Source organism: Acinetobacter sp. RF15B (assembly GCF_007558235.1).
Classification (GTDB): domain Bacteria; phylum Pseudomonadota; class Gammaproteobacteria; order Pseudomonadales; family Moraxellaceae; genus Acinetobacter; species Acinetobacter lwoffii_C.
Map to the genome: position 1 here is coordinate 296,184 of NZ_VLSR01000001.1, position 14,512 is coordinate 310,695.

The following is a 14,512-nucleotide window of genomic DNA, read 5'->3' on the forward strand; positions in this document are numbered from 1 at the left end:
AAAAAGAGCTATATACTGCAAATTTTCTTCAGAAAAGCCAATTCCACCCAGTCTTTAAGCTACGATTCGACTGGGGAATCTGCTATTCTATGTAACTTCTATTTTTCAACTATTTTTATTCGAGGCAGAGATGACGCAAAATAACGCTCAATCGACTTCTGAACAAATCATTTCCGAAAACGATTTAATTGCACAGCGTCATGCCAAGTTAAAGCAAATCGAAAGCCAAGCTCAAGAAAATGGCAAGAGTCCGTGGCCAAATACCTTTAAGCGCGAGCATTATGCACAAGATTTGCAAATCCAGTTTGCTGATAAATCTAAAGAAGAAATTGAAGCTGGTGAAAAGGTATATGTCAAAGTTGCGGGCCGTGTAATGTTAAACCGTGGATCATTCATCGTGATCCAGGACATGACCGGTCGTATCCAGCTATATGTTGCCCGTAAAGAGCTGTCTGCAGATGTACTGGCCACCATCAAAGGACTTGATCTGGGGGATATCATCGCAGTAGAAGGCTATATTGGCCGTTCTGGAAAAGGCGATCTCTATGTTCATATCGAACAATTTGAATTATTGACCAAATCTCTGCGTCCACTTCCAGACAAATTTCATGGTCTAAATGATACTGAAGTTAAGTATCGCAAACGTTATCTTGACCTGATCGTTAACGAAGAAACACGTAAAGCCTTTGAAATTCGGGCCAAGGTGGTTTCAGGGATTCGTGCCTTCCTGACTGAAAAACGTTATATGGAAGTCGAAACACCAATGATGCATGTGATTCCAGGCGGAGCGTCTGCACGTCCGTTTGAAACCCATCATAATGCCCTGGATATGCCGCTGTTCTTGCGTATTGCGCCTGAGCTGTACTTAAAGCGTTTGGTGGTCGGTGGTTTTGAGCGTGTGTTTGAAATTAACCGCAACTTCCGTAATGAAGGGGTGTCGACACGTCATAATCCGGAATTCACCATGATCGAATTCTACCAGGCGTATGCAGATTATAAAGACCTGATGGAATTGACCGAGCAAATGCTGGAAAAGCTGGCAATTGATATTCTGGGTACAACTGATGTGCCTTATGGTGATGAAGTTTATAACTTCAAAGGACCATTCAAGAAAATTTCGATGTTCGATGCCATTCTTGAGCACAATCCGCAATTCACGCCTGAAAATGTCAATGATCGTGAGTTCTTGGCAAAATTTGTTCAGGAAGAATTAAAAGAGCAGGTGAAACCTGGTTTTGGTTTGGGTAAATTGCAAACAATTATGTTTGAAGAAACTGTTGAAACTAAACTGCGTCAGCCGACCTTTATTACGGAATATCCAGCGGAAACCTCTCCATTGGCACGTCGTAATGATGATAATCCGCATATTACAGACCGTTTTGAATTCTTTATTGGTGGTCGTGAGCTGGCCAATGGTTTCTCGGAGTTAAACGACCCGATTGACCAGGCAGAACGCTTCCAGGCACAGGTGGCTGAGAAAGATGCTGGCGATGATGAAGCCATGCACTATGATGCTGACTTTATTGAAGCGCTGGAATATGGCTTGCCTCCAACCGCAGGTGAAGGAATTGGAATTGACCGTCTGGTTATGTTGTTCGCCAATGCACCAAGTATCCGCGACGTGATTTTATTCCCGCATATGCGTCATAAAAATTAATAGCTGATCTATTCTAATAACCCACCTTCGCGTGGGTTATTTTTTTTGGAAAATAGGACTTGTTGCCTGAGTAAAAAACCACAGTTTAATCGCTGAAAGTTAACATGAGCGATTATGGTGAAGCTGAAAAATGATTTCCGCAGGTGCTGAGATTCGTTTTGAGCGGATGAACCGTTTATCAGGACGTCTTGTTGGCTAAGGTCAACCAGTCAGAGCGTAGCGCAGAAAACAATGCTGCCTTTGCTTTTGATTGAAATGAAGGCACTTGATCTCATGCTATTGTATTCGTCAGGATATACTACTTAAAATGAATGCTTGGCTCGGTGATTCTGACGCCAATAGCCGGATGGCGGAGTATCTTCAGGTATTGAAACTCCTTTCGAAGGTGGTTTATTTAGTATTAATTTTTAAGACGTGAGCTTTAAAAATCCTGCCAACCGGGCGGGATTTTTTTACCCCATCCATGCCTATAAAAATAACAGACAAAAAAAACGCAATGATTGGGGTTGTCATTGCGTAGAAAAAGGAATGTCCTTTTAAATAAACCAAAATTAACTGTGGAGAGAGTTAAGTTTGATTCCTTCTATGTGATTTATAGTAAAGCCCAACCTAAGATGACTCATCAGTATTCATGTTAATAGATGTTAAATAAGGTAAAAATTATGGAGAATATGTGGGTAAACCCATAGCTCAGGAGTGATTTAGGCAGTAAAAAAGCCCTTCTTGGGGAAGAGCTTTTCTTTAAACCTGCAGCATGAATTAGAAGCGGAATACGCCTAGGCCTGCTTTTACTTCATCTAGTGTGGCCTGAGTAATATCACGGCATTTGTCTGTACCGGTTTTCAGGATATCCATGATGTAATCCGGATCTTTTGCTAGCTCTATCCGGCGTTCGCGGATCGGACCGATCAATTCTTTAAGAATCCCTTCCAGACGCTTTTTCACGGTGCCATCGCCCAAGCCACCACGACGATAATGCGCTTTCAATTCTTCCAGTTCTTCTTTATTTGGGTCAAACGCATCCAGATAAGTAAATACGATATTACCTTCCACTTGACCCGGATCTTCAATACGCAGGTGGTTTGGATCGGTATACATGGCATTTACGGCTTTTTTAATGTCTTTATCTGAGGCATCCAGCACAATGGTATTGCCCAGAGATTTTGACATTTTCGCTTTGCCGTCAAAACCTGGTAAGCGGCTCATGTTGGACAGCAGAGCTTTACATTCAGGTAAGAGTTCATGACCAATCTGGCGGTTCAAACGACGTACGATTTCGTTGGTCTGTTCGATCATCGGAATCTGATCTTCACCGACTGGAACGACAGTGGCTTTAAATGCAGTAATATCGGCCGCTTGAGCTACCGGATAGCACAGGAAACCTGCCGGAATATCACGTTCAAAACCACGCAGCTGGATTTCAGCTTTAATGGTCGGGTTGCGCTCCAGACGGGAAACCGTCACAAAGTTTAAATACAGCATGGTCAGTTCATTCAAGGCTGGTAAGCATGACTGAACACAAATCGTGGTTTTGGTCGGATCAATCCCGACTGCCAGATAATCCGTTGCGACTTCAATAATATTGCGGCGTACTTTTTCAAAGTTATCTGCATTATCGGTCAGAGCTTGAGCATCAGCGAGTAATAAATGCTGGTGATGAGAGTCTTGCAAGCCGACACGTGAGCGTAATGAACCGACAAAGTGACCGAGGTGAAGTTGTCCGGTAGGACGGTCGCCAGTCAGGATCACTGGACGATTATCTTGATTACTCATTTTTTATTCCAAAAGGGTAGTCAGTATGACTTCTAAATATGAATGAATGGCAATATTGTACGGCATTCTGTTTTTGAATGTCAGCCACTAAAAAGCCTGAATAAAAAAATCTTATTAATTAAACAAGTGAATACAATCTTTTTTTAGAATTGTGATTAAAATAATTTGAAATAGGATAAGGATAATAAATATGGCGAGCAGTTTACTTATATTATTAGATGATATTGCTACAGTCCTGGATGATGTGGCTGTCATGAGCAAAATGGCAGCGAAAAAAACGGCAGGGGTGTTGGGAGATGATTTAGCTCTCAATGCGCAACAAGTCAGTGGGGGTACGTTCAGACCGTGAACTTCCGGTGGTGTGGTCTGTTGCCAAAGGTTCATTTGTCAATAAGCTGATTCTTGTTCCTGCTGCCCTATTGATTAGTGTAGTTGCTCCATGGCTGATTACACCACTGCTAATGATAGGTGGCTTATTTCTTTGTTATGAGGGCGTAGAAAAAGTCCTGCATAGCATACAGCACAAAAAAGCCAAAACCGGAGAAGCTGCTAGCCAAGAATTAGCCACCATAGAAACCGATCTGGTGACGTTTGAAAAAGACAAAATTAAAGGGGCGGTACGAACAGATTTTATTTTGTCTGCGGAAATTGTGGTGATTTCATTAGGAACAGTGGCTACAGCTGCTTTTGGTACCAAAGTGATGGTGCTGTCAGTCATTGCAATTTTGATGACCGTCGGTGTGTATGGTTTTGTGGCAATGATTGTCAAAATTGATGATTTAGGGCTGTATTTAACTAAGCAAGCCTCTTCATTAAAGCAAAGTATTGGGCGTGGCTTATTGGCTTTTGCACCAAAATTGATGAAGACCCTAACTATTGTAGGCACCATCGCCATGTTTTTGGTAGGTGGTGGCATTATTAGTCACGGGGTACCTTTATTACATCATTTCATGGAAGGCTCGGTTGATTATGCTGAGCATATTCCAACGGTGGGTACTATTGTGGGAGCATTAACACCGACCTTGATTAACTTGGTGATTGGCTTTATAGCTGGCTTGGTTGTACTGGGTGTGGTGGCTGGGATTCAGAAAATTTGGCCCAAATCAAAACAAGCATAATCCTTATAAATTCGATAACATACAGTGAATTAGAAAAAAAGGAAAATTCCTATGCGCTGGAAAGGACGTCGTGTCAGTACGAATGTGGAAGACCGTCGCGGTGGTGGTGGGGCTAAAGCGGGCGGCATCAGTATTTTAGGGTTGATAGTGGCTTTTGTGGCATGGAAATTCTTTGGTGTTGATCCTCAACAAGCCTATCAAGCCACCAAGCAAGTAACCTCCCAATCCCAGCCGGCTGAAACCCAAGGCTTGGAGCATCCTACGCCTGAGCAGCAGGAAGCGATAGATTTTGTGGGCACTGTGCTGGCCGATACTGAGGATACCTGGAATCAGGTATTTCAGCAGCAGCTGAATAAACAATATGTGCCGCCGAAACTGGTGCTTTTTAATGGGGTGGTGAATTCAGGTTGTGGTACTGCACAATCTGCCATGGGACCATTTTATTGTCCGGCCGACCAGAAGGTTTATATTGATACAGCATTCTTTAAAGATATGCGTACCCAGATGGGCATTAGTGGTGAACAGAATACTACCGAGCTGTCTAGTACGGATCAGGCGGGCGACTTTGCCCAAGCCTATGTAGTGGCTCATGAAGTGGGACACCATATTCAAACCATTTTAGGTATTTCCTCCCAGGTTCAGCAGGCGCGCCGTCAAAGCAGTGAAGTTGAGGGTAATCAGCTTTCAGTACGACAGGAATTACAGGCTGATTGCCTGGCGGGTGTATGGGCGCATCATAATCAGCAGCGCACCCAGTTTCTTGAGGCAGGAGATGTGGAAGAAGCGATGGACGCAGCACATAAAATTGGCGATGACTATTTACAAAAGCGGGCACGTGGACAAGTAATCCCTGATAGTTTTACGCATGGTAGCAGTGCACAGCGTGTACACTGGTTTAATACCGGTCTGAAATCTGGTCAACTGGCCAACTGTGATACCTTTAATCAGGCGATCTAATGACGAAGAGCAAGGGAATGCTGATTCCCTTGTTTCATTTGTTGAGAAACTGCCGGAAGTTTCTTAAAATTTTCAGACTTACAAATAGAGCGGCCAAAGCAAATAAAGCCACCACTACGACGATAAACTTTAAATGATAAATATCATTTTTATAAAACTGCTGTAGCTCCTGCGGAGAGTAATTAAAGTGACTCACCTGACCACTGCGGCTCTCCCGGTACTGAATATTTTTAATATAGAAAAAATTACCGGCTTTAATTAAATCAATAGTCTGAATCTGACGGGTGTGCGACTGGTTATAATCATCCGTACATAAAGCCGGATAATGATCACAACTGATTTTGGCAATATAACCATTTCCGGCGATCAAAATAAAAATCGTATTGTCCGGTTTTTGATTATTGGACAGCAGCACGTACTGGGTGTGAGGATCACTTTTCAAGGAAAGAGGGGTGGCTTGCTGATAGTGCTGTTCTGCATTCATGATGTCCCGGACCTTGATAAAACAGGTCAAAACAAGGGAAAGCGTAACAATAAAAATAACCGCAGCAAAACACAGGCGAAAGATGATTTTAACAGTTTGATGCATGGGAGAAGATTTCAAAACAGAAGGAAAGTAAAGAGGTGTTCTAGGGTGTATATTAAATCGGCATTTGTAAGAATTGCAAAAAAACTTAACTCAATTTTCAATAAAAGCAGATTAAACTTGTTTTGTTAAAATATTTTGCTTTTTCAATTTTTATTTCAAGTGAACCCGCGACCTAGTATTGCCTGATTTTGCCATCATTTAGGACACCGAATGGGAAATTTCTTTTTTCTACAACTTTTGACAGTGGTTTTTGCGCTGTCAATTGCCACCACCATGTTCAACAAGCGTGTTTTAGGTTTTCCCCAGGCGATTGGTGTTCCGATTGTATCGGCAATTTTTGTCTTTATCTTGCAATGGGGCGCCAGTCTTTTGCACGGCAATCCATTTTTCAGTATCAATATTGAAAATATTGAGCAGGCAGTTCGAAATGTTGATTTTTATGATTTTCTGATCAATGGGGTAATCTGTTTTATTCTGACTTCTTCGGCACTGAAGTTTAAGGTATCCGATCTGCAAAATCATTGGCGGCCGATTGGAATTCTTGCCAGTCTGGCCTTGGTATTTTGTGCAGTCCTGTTTGGTACGCTCTTATATGGTTATCAATTCTTAATTGGCAAGCATGTTGATTTACTGGTATTGCTTTTACTGGGGGCGGCTTTAGGGGCAACCGACCCGATTGGTATCAAAGGTGTATTGAGTTCGGTACGGGCACCGCATCATTTAATTGTGAAACTGGAAGGCGAATCCCTGTTTAATGATGCAATGTGTATTGCCTTATTCATGACCTTGTTAAATGTCTTACAGGGCGAAAACTTTACCTTGGTCGGCGTATTACAGACCCTGCTCTATGAAATTGTCGTGGCGGTGCTAATTGGCCTGATCTTTGGTGCAGCCATTTTACGTTTGTTGCGTGGCAAGCATGAGATGGAATCTTTAATTTTGACCACAGCCTTATTGGCCTGTGGTTCTTATCTGGTTGCTTTGCTGGCTCATGCATCGGCACCAATTGCCTGTGTTATTGGGGGGTTGATTGTCGGAAATAAATGGAAGGAAATTCTGGCGTATGCCGAGATCGAAGATGTCAATCACTTCTGGCACACCGTTGAAGGCATTATCAATTCTTTCCTGTTTACTTTAATTGGACTAGAACTTTTTATTCTCGACCTGAGTGCTAGTCTGGTGCTGGGGGGAATTGTCGCCTTTATCATTCTGCATCTGACCCGGTTTGCTGCGAATCATCTGGCCTTTGCCTTATTTCCAAAAATAAGCAAGAAAAGCTATAACGGCAGTTTAACCATTCTGTCTTGGGGTGGTGTACGTGGCGGGATCTCCTTGGCCCTGATTCTTGCTGTTGCCAATATTCCTCAGCTGGAAGCTTATAGCAGTATTCTGGTAGGTTATACTTTTATTGCCGTATTACTTTCAGGGGTGGTCTGTGGTTTGGGTCTACCTGCCGTCATGAATGCTTTTTATTATAATCCCTATGAAGAGACTCAAGGCTTTAAGGGCTGGTATCAACGAATGTGCCATAAGTTGAACCGTAAGGGGTTCAAATACATCGTAGGGGAAGATGAATATGGCAATGAAACTATTACCATCTATCAGCCTGAAGTGCTGATTGATCAAAAAGATGCTGATGGCGTGACCAGTGTACATCATCCTGAAAAAGCACAGGAAGTGAAACGTCTGGAAAATCCGGATAATTTCTAGCATGGCATCGCTCAACAGGAATAGTCTGACTCTTAAAGACTTGCGAAGTGCTATTAAAATGAGATTATTGTTGAGTCACCTAATACCATGAAAAGTCAGGCAAGCCGGGAAATGGCGGAGATGATTCTGGCAGTAATCAGTCAAATTCCTTATAGCAGGGTTGCGACGTATGGACAGATTGCAAAACTGGCAGGCTTAGCCAAACATGCTCGTCTGGTCGGTAAGGTATTAAGTCAGTTGAATGAAGGTACAGATCTACCTTGGTATCGTGTCATTAATGCGCAAGGAAAATTAAGCTTAAACAAACTGGATATCGAAGGTCAGAATATTCAGCAGCTTCGGTTAGGTCAGGAGGGGGTTTGTGTGAATCAGGGTAGAGTGAATTTAAAACAATATCAGTGGGATGGCAGGAGTTAAAAATAAAATTCCTCACTTTCGGAAAAATGAGGAATGAAGGAAAAATAATTTATTTACGCACCACCATCACCGGAATATCTGCTTGACCCAACACACTTTGCGCTACGCTGCCCAAGAACAGTTTCTTGAAGCCGGTACGGCCATGTGAACCAATCACGATCAGGTCAGCATTTAAAGACTGAGCTGCCTTAGCGATTTCACTATAAATCACTTGGCCTTCGAGCAGTTGAGTTTCGACGTCCAAACCTGCATTAGAGAACCTGGCTTTTGCTTCTTCCAGCGTTTTAAGAATAGAAGTACGGGCACGTTCAATCAGGTCATTGGTTTGTGCGGCTGTAATATATTCAGCGGTGATATAAGGATCCAGAGCAAGTACTTGTACAACCGTAACTTTACTATTAAAGGCTTTGGCAAGTTCTACTGCCTTGTCTACTGCTGCATATGATATTTCTGAGCCGTCGATTGGTACTAAAATATGTTCAAATGACACGAGAATTCTCCTTGTGAGAAATAAAGTCTTATAAAAATGTGACGCCTTAAAACGGGTACGAATTGTTGTTTATACTTTGATCATAGCCTGTATTTTATAAAAATAAAACCAAGTAAATACATAGGTATAACGTCTAATAGACTAAAGGCTTATTTTTTAAAAAAATGTATTTTCCCCAGCACTTATTTTTGATCCGGATCAAGGTTGTGGCGTTCAAGAGCAAGTGAAGAGAAGCTACTCGACTCTCACTCACATTGCACGGCATTCAGATCAAGTTTGATCTTGGGCGCAAGCTGTTCGTAACGCTGTAAAATCATGGCCGTTTCATCTCCATGGATCTTCTCTTGTAACTGCTGGATTTTATGTTCGCTTACAGAACGACCGGCACAATATAAAGCAATCTGATTTTCCTGAGTGATGGTCCATTGTTGGCTCTGATCATACTCGGCAAAGCGGTTGATTTTTTGTTGGGCTTTGCTCAATTGTACCAAGGCACGTTTTTGCTGCATGCTTAAGAGTTGATGATGATTGATCCATTGCGCTACGTCACGTCTCACTCCATTGTAATCAACAAAAAGAGGCGAAATGATCTGGCAGGCAGTGAGACTTGTCAGACTGAGGAGGAGAATAAGGATTTTCATTTTATTCATTGAATAAAGCCTCTGTGACTTAAATGGTGTTATGGCTATATGTATTAAACAGTATAAAAAATTTTTTGGCTAAAGTTTAAATGTTCAGTATTTATTTGCGTAAAGACTGAACATTTGTGTGTGAAAATGCTTGACGGTAGCTGTAGAACTAACGATAATGCGCACACAGTTTATGGCTATGTAGCTCAGTTGGTTAGAGCACCGCACTCATAATGCGGGGGTCACAGGTTCAAGTCCCGTCATAGCCACCATTTTAAAGACCAAGCTCTCAGCTTGGTCTCTTTTTTTCTAGTTCAAAATACAATTAAAAATTTCACTTAACTTTTAACATTATTTAAAAAAATAACTTCTAACTTCTAACTTCTAACTTCTAACTTCTAACTTCTAACTTCTAACTTCTGTTTTGTTGTATTTAGCTTATTGAATTTTCTATCCTAAAAAAATCGCCCAAGTCGAAGACCAGAGCGATTTAAAGTATCTAACAATGGTATTTTAAATGCCTGCTTTCCAGCCATTTACGATTGGATAACGGCGTTCACGACCATAGGAGCGTGAACTGATACGAGGGCCAATTGCGGCTTGACGGCGTTTATATTCATTCACATCCACCAAACGAATGATTCTTTTCACAACTTCGGCATCAAAGCCTTTGGAAATAATATCATCCTGGCTTAAATCTTCTTCAATATATGAGTATAGAATAGCATCCAGAATTTCATATGGCGGCAAGGAGTCTTGATCAACCTGATCTGGACGCAGCTCGGCTGAAGGTGGACGTGTGATTACGCGCTCAGGAATAACCGGTGTTTCCGAAATGCTGTTACGGTATTTTGCTAGTTCAAACACAATGGTCTTATACACATCTTTCAGAACAGCAAACCCGCCGACCATATCACCATATAAAGTACAATAACCTACAGCCAGTTCAGATTTGTTGCCGGTGGCCAGTACGAGATTGCCAAACTTATTAGATAAAGCCATCAGCAAGGTGCCACGAGTACGGGCCTGCAGGTTTTCTTCAGTGGTATCTGCCGGAGCATTGCCAAAAAATGGATACAAGGTTTGCATAAAACTGTTAACCACTGGATTGATTTCGGCAATACCAAAGGTCACGCCCATACTTTTCGCCTGTTCCGCCGCATCTTCGACACTAATTTGGGCGGTATAGGTATAAGGCATCATTACTGCTTGAACCTTGTCCGGGCCAATCGCATCCGCTGCAATTGCCAAAGTCAGGGCAGAATCAATCCCGCCGGAGAGGCCTAAAATCACTCCAGGAAAACCTGAACGCTGAACATAATCGCGTGTGGCCATCACCAGACTTTGATAAATCTCAGCCATGGTGTCTAAAGTCGGGGTAATGGCCCCTTTGCTGAACTTTAACTGTTCAGCGTCGAAGTCTGCAATGTATAACCCAGCTTCAAAGCTTGGTGCCTGCAAAGCCACATCACCTGATTTATTCAGTATGAAACTGGTTCCGTCAAAAATCAGATCATCCTGCCCACCCACCTGGTTACAGTACACCAGATTGATATTCAGCTGTTTTACCAGTGCAGTCATCGTGTCAATGCGGTGCTGTGGCTTGCCTACTTCGTAGGGAGACGCATTCAGTACCAGGGCAGTATCAATATTTAACTGTGCCAGTTGCTGTACAGTAGATAAGGACCAGATATCTTCACAAATCAATACGCCAAATTTATGTTCAAGATATTCAAATACCAGATGCTGATGACCTTGTTCAAAGTAGCGCTTTTCATCAAATACACTATAGTTTGGTAAGGTCTGTTTGTTGTAAATTCCTAATACTTCACCATCTTTCATGACGGCCGCAGCATTATAGCGCTGACCCTCTTCAGATTGATTAACAAAACCAAAGACCATCACAATATCTTTGACTTCGCTAAGTTTTTCAAAAGCCTGTTGAGTACGTTTGGCCAGACTTGGGCGAATTAATAAATCTTCTGCCGGATAGCCCAGAGTAGCGAGTTCAGGGAAAATAATCAGATCGGCTTTATCTTTTTTAGCCTGATTGGCCTGATCAATGATGGCTTGCGTATTTACATCTAGATTGCCAACATGTGGAGAGAATTGAGCAATGGCAATTTTAAAACTTTTCATTCCAATTAAATCCTATTCCTATAGGTTAATACACTAAATTACTGATTTTTATAATTCTACTTATCCAGCTGAGTGCAGTTCGATACTAGCAAAAGCCAAATGGCCAAAATAAAAACGTCATTATCTCGCATAATCGTTACATTTTGATTTGCGAACTAAAAATATCATACTTGAGGTATTTTATCGCAATTTGGTTGAGAAGCTAGCGCTGATTTAAGAGAATTGCTGCCGATATGCAACGTTATTATAAAAAATCATTTGAATTGTTGTTTTTTTGCACCTTAATGGTAGACCGTTGAGAGCAATGGTGGTTGTGCAGACTTTTATTTAAACTGCTCTTAATTAATCCGAATCAGGGATAAGAAATTGACTAGAAAAAGATGGCAGAAGACTCTTGCGGAGGTATCACACAACCTATGCTTTCAGTCACGATGTTCGATTTTAAGCATTCATTCTGTGTTATTGATGACTTTTTTCAAAAATCGAAGCAGAGCGACGATTGAAACCTCAAGAAAGTTCAATGGGATGGTTGTTTGGCTGCAAGCTGTATCTAATCATGAATCAATGAGGAGATATTGTAAGTACGGTTTTATGAATACGTATACAGCAACCATGAAAATAGGTGAACAGTGGAGAGGGGGGATTAAAAGCAAAGCTCTATGCTAATTGTGGCGCTATGATTCAGAAATTAAAGAACAGATAAAAAATACAAAGTGTTGATTTAATTATCTATCAGCGGAAGAAGATAGAATCTATTCAACTCTCTATGTCAGATGAATATCACTTAAAGCAGTCTAACAAAATAGAAAATTTATTCAGCTTATTACAAGAGAAATATAATTTCATCAGCAGTAAAGTGAGAGCTATTGATGGAGACGGAGCTGGATGTTATACATCTTGTTTATGTGCCTACTGATTATGCCATCAAGCTAAGCATTCAAATAATGCAATCTTGGTTTAGGTGGGATTCGAGTTATACTAAGATGCTAGGGGGTAGCTCAATGATTGCCATTCAATGAGTTTCGGTGTGCTGCCAATGAAAATTGGTTAAACATGGGTCACGATGCTTTTATGAAAAATGCATTTATAAGGTTATTTAAAAGTATTGTTCAGTACTCAATTTATTTTTTTTATAATTGGCTAAATATAAAGGAATTTCAATATAGAGGTCTAACTGAGGGCGAAGTAAATATTGCGAAAAAAGTATTTCATAATCTTATTAATTATAATGATGTGAAGATTTTTAATATACGTTATTTACCTTGGCAGCCTAAAAGCATATTGATGGCTCCAAATGGCAGGATATTTGTAAATCAAGAGTTGTTCGTCAAAGATTATTCTGAATGTTCAATTGCTATGCAAGGTGTATTTATCCATGAACTTGCCCATATACTTCAATATCAAAAACATAAGAATGTAGTGCTAAGAGGCTTTATTTTACAAAGTGCTTATTATCTTAGTTTTAAGCTATATAATCCATATAAATATAAATTGATCGAAGGCAAGCTTTTTGAGCAATATAATATTGAGCAACAAGGTGATATTGCACGGGATATTTTTTTTGAAAAAATTCCTAATATTATTATTCAAAACTAGAGTAGGTTATCAATGAAGCCAGACCATTGTTGAAGCGAGATAAAGCAATCACGGTATAAAGCTGTTTCAACAAATAATCGGTTATCTTTGGCAGTTATTCCAATACTACCAGCTCATCTAGCTAATAGACTTTAATCTATTTCCGCTGATTATCTCTTAATATATGGCGTTGAGTCATAAAAGAATAATAAGGAGTGATCAGATATTCTCAAGACAATTTATGACAGGCCTCCATCAGTCTAGAAGCCATATGTTTGGGCATAGTTTGAAAAAGGATGGTGAGGTATAAATATGAGTTGCACAGGTCTGGGGCAGTATACTGCTCATGAGATAACTGCTCCGGCAGAGAGGCTCTTCCGAAGTCTTAAAACGGCTGGATATTCAAACTTGGCTACTATTTCATTCAAGAAGCAGAAATAAATATTAAGCTCTATTTAATGGAATACTACAATTTATTGAAGCACATTAGTTTAGCCTGAGGGTCAGTCTTTATGAGGCTGAACAAACACTTAAAACTATATCCAATATTTGTTGGATACTGTATTAAATAAAGAGAAGGTTAAGCTAAGATTAATTTTTTAACATAGAGAAAAATAATGTCGCAAATAAAAGTTTATGCTTTAAGTGAAACAATAGAATTACATCGGGATAATTTAAGTAAAGCTATTCATCAAGCTTTAGTCAAAGAATTAAAATATCCTGAAGAAAAAAAGTTTCAACGCTTTATTTCATTAGAACCAAGAAATTTTGTTTATCCAGCAGATCGTAGTACATCTTATGTAATTATTGAAATTTCTATGTTTGATGGAAGAACAAAAGAGACTAAGAAAGCATTGATTAAGACTTTGTTCAAAAATATAAGCAATTTATGCGGTATTGATTCAAATGATATTGAAATCACTATATTTGAGACCTCTCAAGAAAACTGGGGGATTAGAGGGAAAAGTGCTGATGAATTACAGCTGGATTATAAGATAAATATTTGATTTTAATACAATCGATATAGTGGGTATTAGGTGGAATTAAAAAAGTAGCCTTAAACCCTTATTTTTATGATTTTGATTAACATTTACTACAACACCAAGTTCTTGTAGTAGCTTTGATTTTGGTGGGTCCTAAACAAAGTACTATTTCATTTTTTCTATTTCTGAAATCATTCCCTGTCACACTTCGGCACTTCCTTTGAGAGTCGAGACTGAGTAGAAAATAAACCGAATGGGATACTCAAAAGTGAGGTGTGGAAATATGAAGTATCGAGACATATGAAGAATAAAGGACAGTTTCTCAGTATTATTTCCCTTTCAATAATGCTTGGATTCTCAAATGAAGTGCAACAGAGATTAAATTATTGGAAGGAAGCAAGATGAGCTAGCATTTTGCTTCCGACCGACCAAAGTCAAAGTTGCATCATGAACTATACTCATCTTACTCAAGAAG

At 40.2% G+C, this 14,512-nt stretch carries 11 protein-coding genes, 1 tRNA gene and 1 pseudogene; 8 read left to right on the top strand and 5 right to left on the bottom strand.

Annotation, left to right across the window (positions count from 1 at the left end; genetic code table 11):
• Nucleotides 1-130: 130 nt before the first annotated feature.
• Nucleotides 131-1,657, top strand: coding sequence for a lysine--tRNA ligase (gene lysS, locus E2K74_RS01365; RefSeq protein ID WP_151205953.1), 1,527 nt, complete (start codon nt 131-133; stop codon nt 1,655-1,657).
• Nucleotides 1,658-2,416: 759 nt separating this feature from the next.
• Here lysS and trpS read toward each other — a convergent pair.
• On the bottom strand, nt 2,417-3,430 hold the full coding sequence (trpS, locus tag E2K74_RS01370) for a tryptophan--tRNA ligase (RefSeq protein WP_151203275.1): 1,014 nt from the start codon (nt 3,428-3,430) through the stop codon (nt 2,417-2,419).
• Between the two features lie 190 nt (nt 3,431-3,620).
• Between trpS and E2K74_RS01375 the strand changes: the two are divergent.
• Both E2K74_RS01375 and E2K74_RS01380 read left to right on the top strand, forming a co-directional pair.
• Nucleotides 3,621-4,548, top strand: a pseudogene (locus E2K74_RS01375) (DUF808 domain-containing protein).
• 51 nt (nt 4,549-4,599) lie between these two features.
• Nucleotides 4,600-5,505: a neutral zinc metallopeptidase gene (locus E2K74_RS01380; RefSeq protein WP_151205954.1), complete on the top strand. Its 906-nt coding sequence runs from the start codon at nt 4,600-4,602 to the stop codon at nt 5,503-5,505.
• Between the two features lie 34 nt (nt 5,506-5,539).
• Here the strand turns inward: E2K74_RS01380 and E2K74_RS01385 are convergent, their stop codons facing one another.
• Nucleotides 5,540-6,094 (bottom strand): hypothetical protein, encoded by a 555-nt coding sequence (locus E2K74_RS01385; RefSeq protein ID WP_151205955.1) that lies wholly within the window; start codon nt 6,092-6,094, stop codon nt 5,540-5,542.
• 210 nt (nt 6,095-6,304) lie between these two features.
• Here E2K74_RS01385 and E2K74_RS01390 point away from each other — a divergent pair, with 210 nt between their 5' ends.
• Together E2K74_RS01390 and E2K74_RS01395 are read left to right on the top strand one after the other, a co-directional pair.
• Nucleotides 6,305-7,804 (top strand): cation:proton antiporter, encoded by a 1,500-nt coding sequence (locus tag E2K74_RS01390; protein WP_151205956.1) that lies wholly within the window; start codon nt 6,305-6,307, stop codon nt 7,802-7,804.
• Between the two features lie 120 nt (nt 7,805-7,924).
• Nucleotides 7,925-8,221: an MGMT family protein gene (locus E2K74_RS01395; protein WP_151205966.1), complete on the top strand. Its 297-nt coding sequence runs from the start codon at nt 7,925-7,927 to the stop codon at nt 8,219-8,221.
• A gap of 49 nt (nt 8,222-8,270) precedes the next feature.
• On the opposite strand, the gene E2K74_RS01400 is transcribed toward E2K74_RS01395, so the two are convergent.
• Both E2K74_RS01400 and E2K74_RS01405 read right to left on the bottom strand, forming a co-directional pair.
• Complete coding sequence (locus E2K74_RS01400; protein ID WP_151205957.1) at nt 8,271-8,711, bottom strand: universal stress protein; 441 nt, start codon at nt 8,709-8,711, stop codon at nt 8,271-8,273.
• A 245-nt stretch (nt 8,712-8,956) separates the two neighbouring features.
• Nucleotides 8,957-9,361, bottom strand: coding sequence for a hypothetical protein (locus E2K74_RS01405; protein WP_151205958.1), 405 nt, complete (start codon nt 9,359-9,361; stop codon nt 8,957-8,959).
• A gap of 174 nt (nt 9,362-9,535) precedes the next feature.
• Here E2K74_RS01405 and E2K74_RS01410 point away from each other — a divergent pair.
• A tRNA-Met gene (locus E2K74_RS01410) sits at nt 9,536-9,612 on the top strand.
• A 241-nt stretch (nt 9,613-9,853) separates the two neighbouring features.
• On the opposite strand, the gene E2K74_RS01415 is transcribed toward E2K74_RS01410, so the two are convergent.
• On the bottom strand, nt 9,854-11,479 hold the full coding sequence (locus tag E2K74_RS01415) for an NAD+ synthase (RefSeq protein ID WP_151205959.1): 1,626 nt from the start codon (nt 11,477-11,479) through the stop codon (nt 9,854-9,856).
• Nucleotides 11,480-12,532: 1,053 nt separating this feature from the next.
• Here E2K74_RS01415 and E2K74_RS01420 point away from each other — a divergent pair.
• Nucleotides 12,533-13,075 (top strand): hypothetical protein, encoded by a 543-nt coding sequence (locus tag E2K74_RS01420; RefSeq protein WP_413773036.1) that lies wholly within the window; start codon nt 12,533-12,535, stop codon nt 13,073-13,075.
• 596 nt (nt 13,076-13,671) lie between these two features.
• On the top strand, nt 13,672-14,061 hold the full coding sequence (locus tag E2K74_RS01425; protein ID WP_151205960.1) for a tautomerase family protein: 390 nt from the start codon (nt 13,672-13,674) through the stop codon (nt 14,059-14,061).
• Nucleotides 14,062-14,512 lie beyond the last annotated feature (451 nt).

What these genes read in the sequence shown, in the direction of transcription:
- E2K74_RS01390 (WP_151205956.1), top strand. Translation starts at nt 6,305, where the DNA reads ATGGGAAATTTCTTTTTTCTACAACTTTTGACAGTGGTTTTTGCGCTG.
- lysS (WP_151205953.1), top strand. Translation starts at nt 131, where the DNA reads ATGACGCAAAATAACGCTCAATCGACTTCTGAACAAATCATTTCCGAA.
- E2K74_RS01395 (WP_151205966.1), top strand. Translation starts at nt 7,925, where the DNA reads ATGATTCTGGCAGTAATCAGTCAAATTCCTTATAGCAGGGTTGCGACG.
- E2K74_RS01405 (WP_151205958.1), bottom strand. Translation starts at nt 9,361, where the DNA reads ATGAATAAAATGAAAATCCTTATTCTCCTCCTCAGTCTGACAAGTCTC.
- E2K74_RS01415 (WP_151205959.1), bottom strand. Translation starts at nt 11,479, where the DNA reads ATGAAAAGTTTTAAAATTGCCATTGCTCAATTCTCTCCACATGTTGGC.
- E2K74_RS01420 (WP_413773036.1), top strand. Translation starts at nt 12,533, where the DNA reads ATGGGTCACGATGCTTTTATGAAAAATGCATTTATAAGGTTATTTAAA.
- E2K74_RS01425 (WP_151205960.1), top strand. Translation starts at nt 13,672, where the DNA reads ATGTCGCAAATAAAAGTTTATGCTTTAAGTGAAACAATAGAATTACAT.
- E2K74_RS01385 (WP_151205955.1), bottom strand. Translation starts at nt 6,094, where the DNA reads ATGCATCAAACTGTTAAAATCATCTTTCGCCTGTGTTTTGCTGCGGTT.
- trpS (WP_151203275.1), bottom strand. Translation starts at nt 3,430, where the DNA reads ATGAGTAATCAAGATAATCGTCCAGTGATCCTGACTGGCGACCGTCCT.
- E2K74_RS01380 (WP_151205954.1), top strand. Translation starts at nt 4,600, where the DNA reads ATGCGCTGGAAAGGACGTCGTGTCAGTACGAATGTGGAAGACCGTCGC.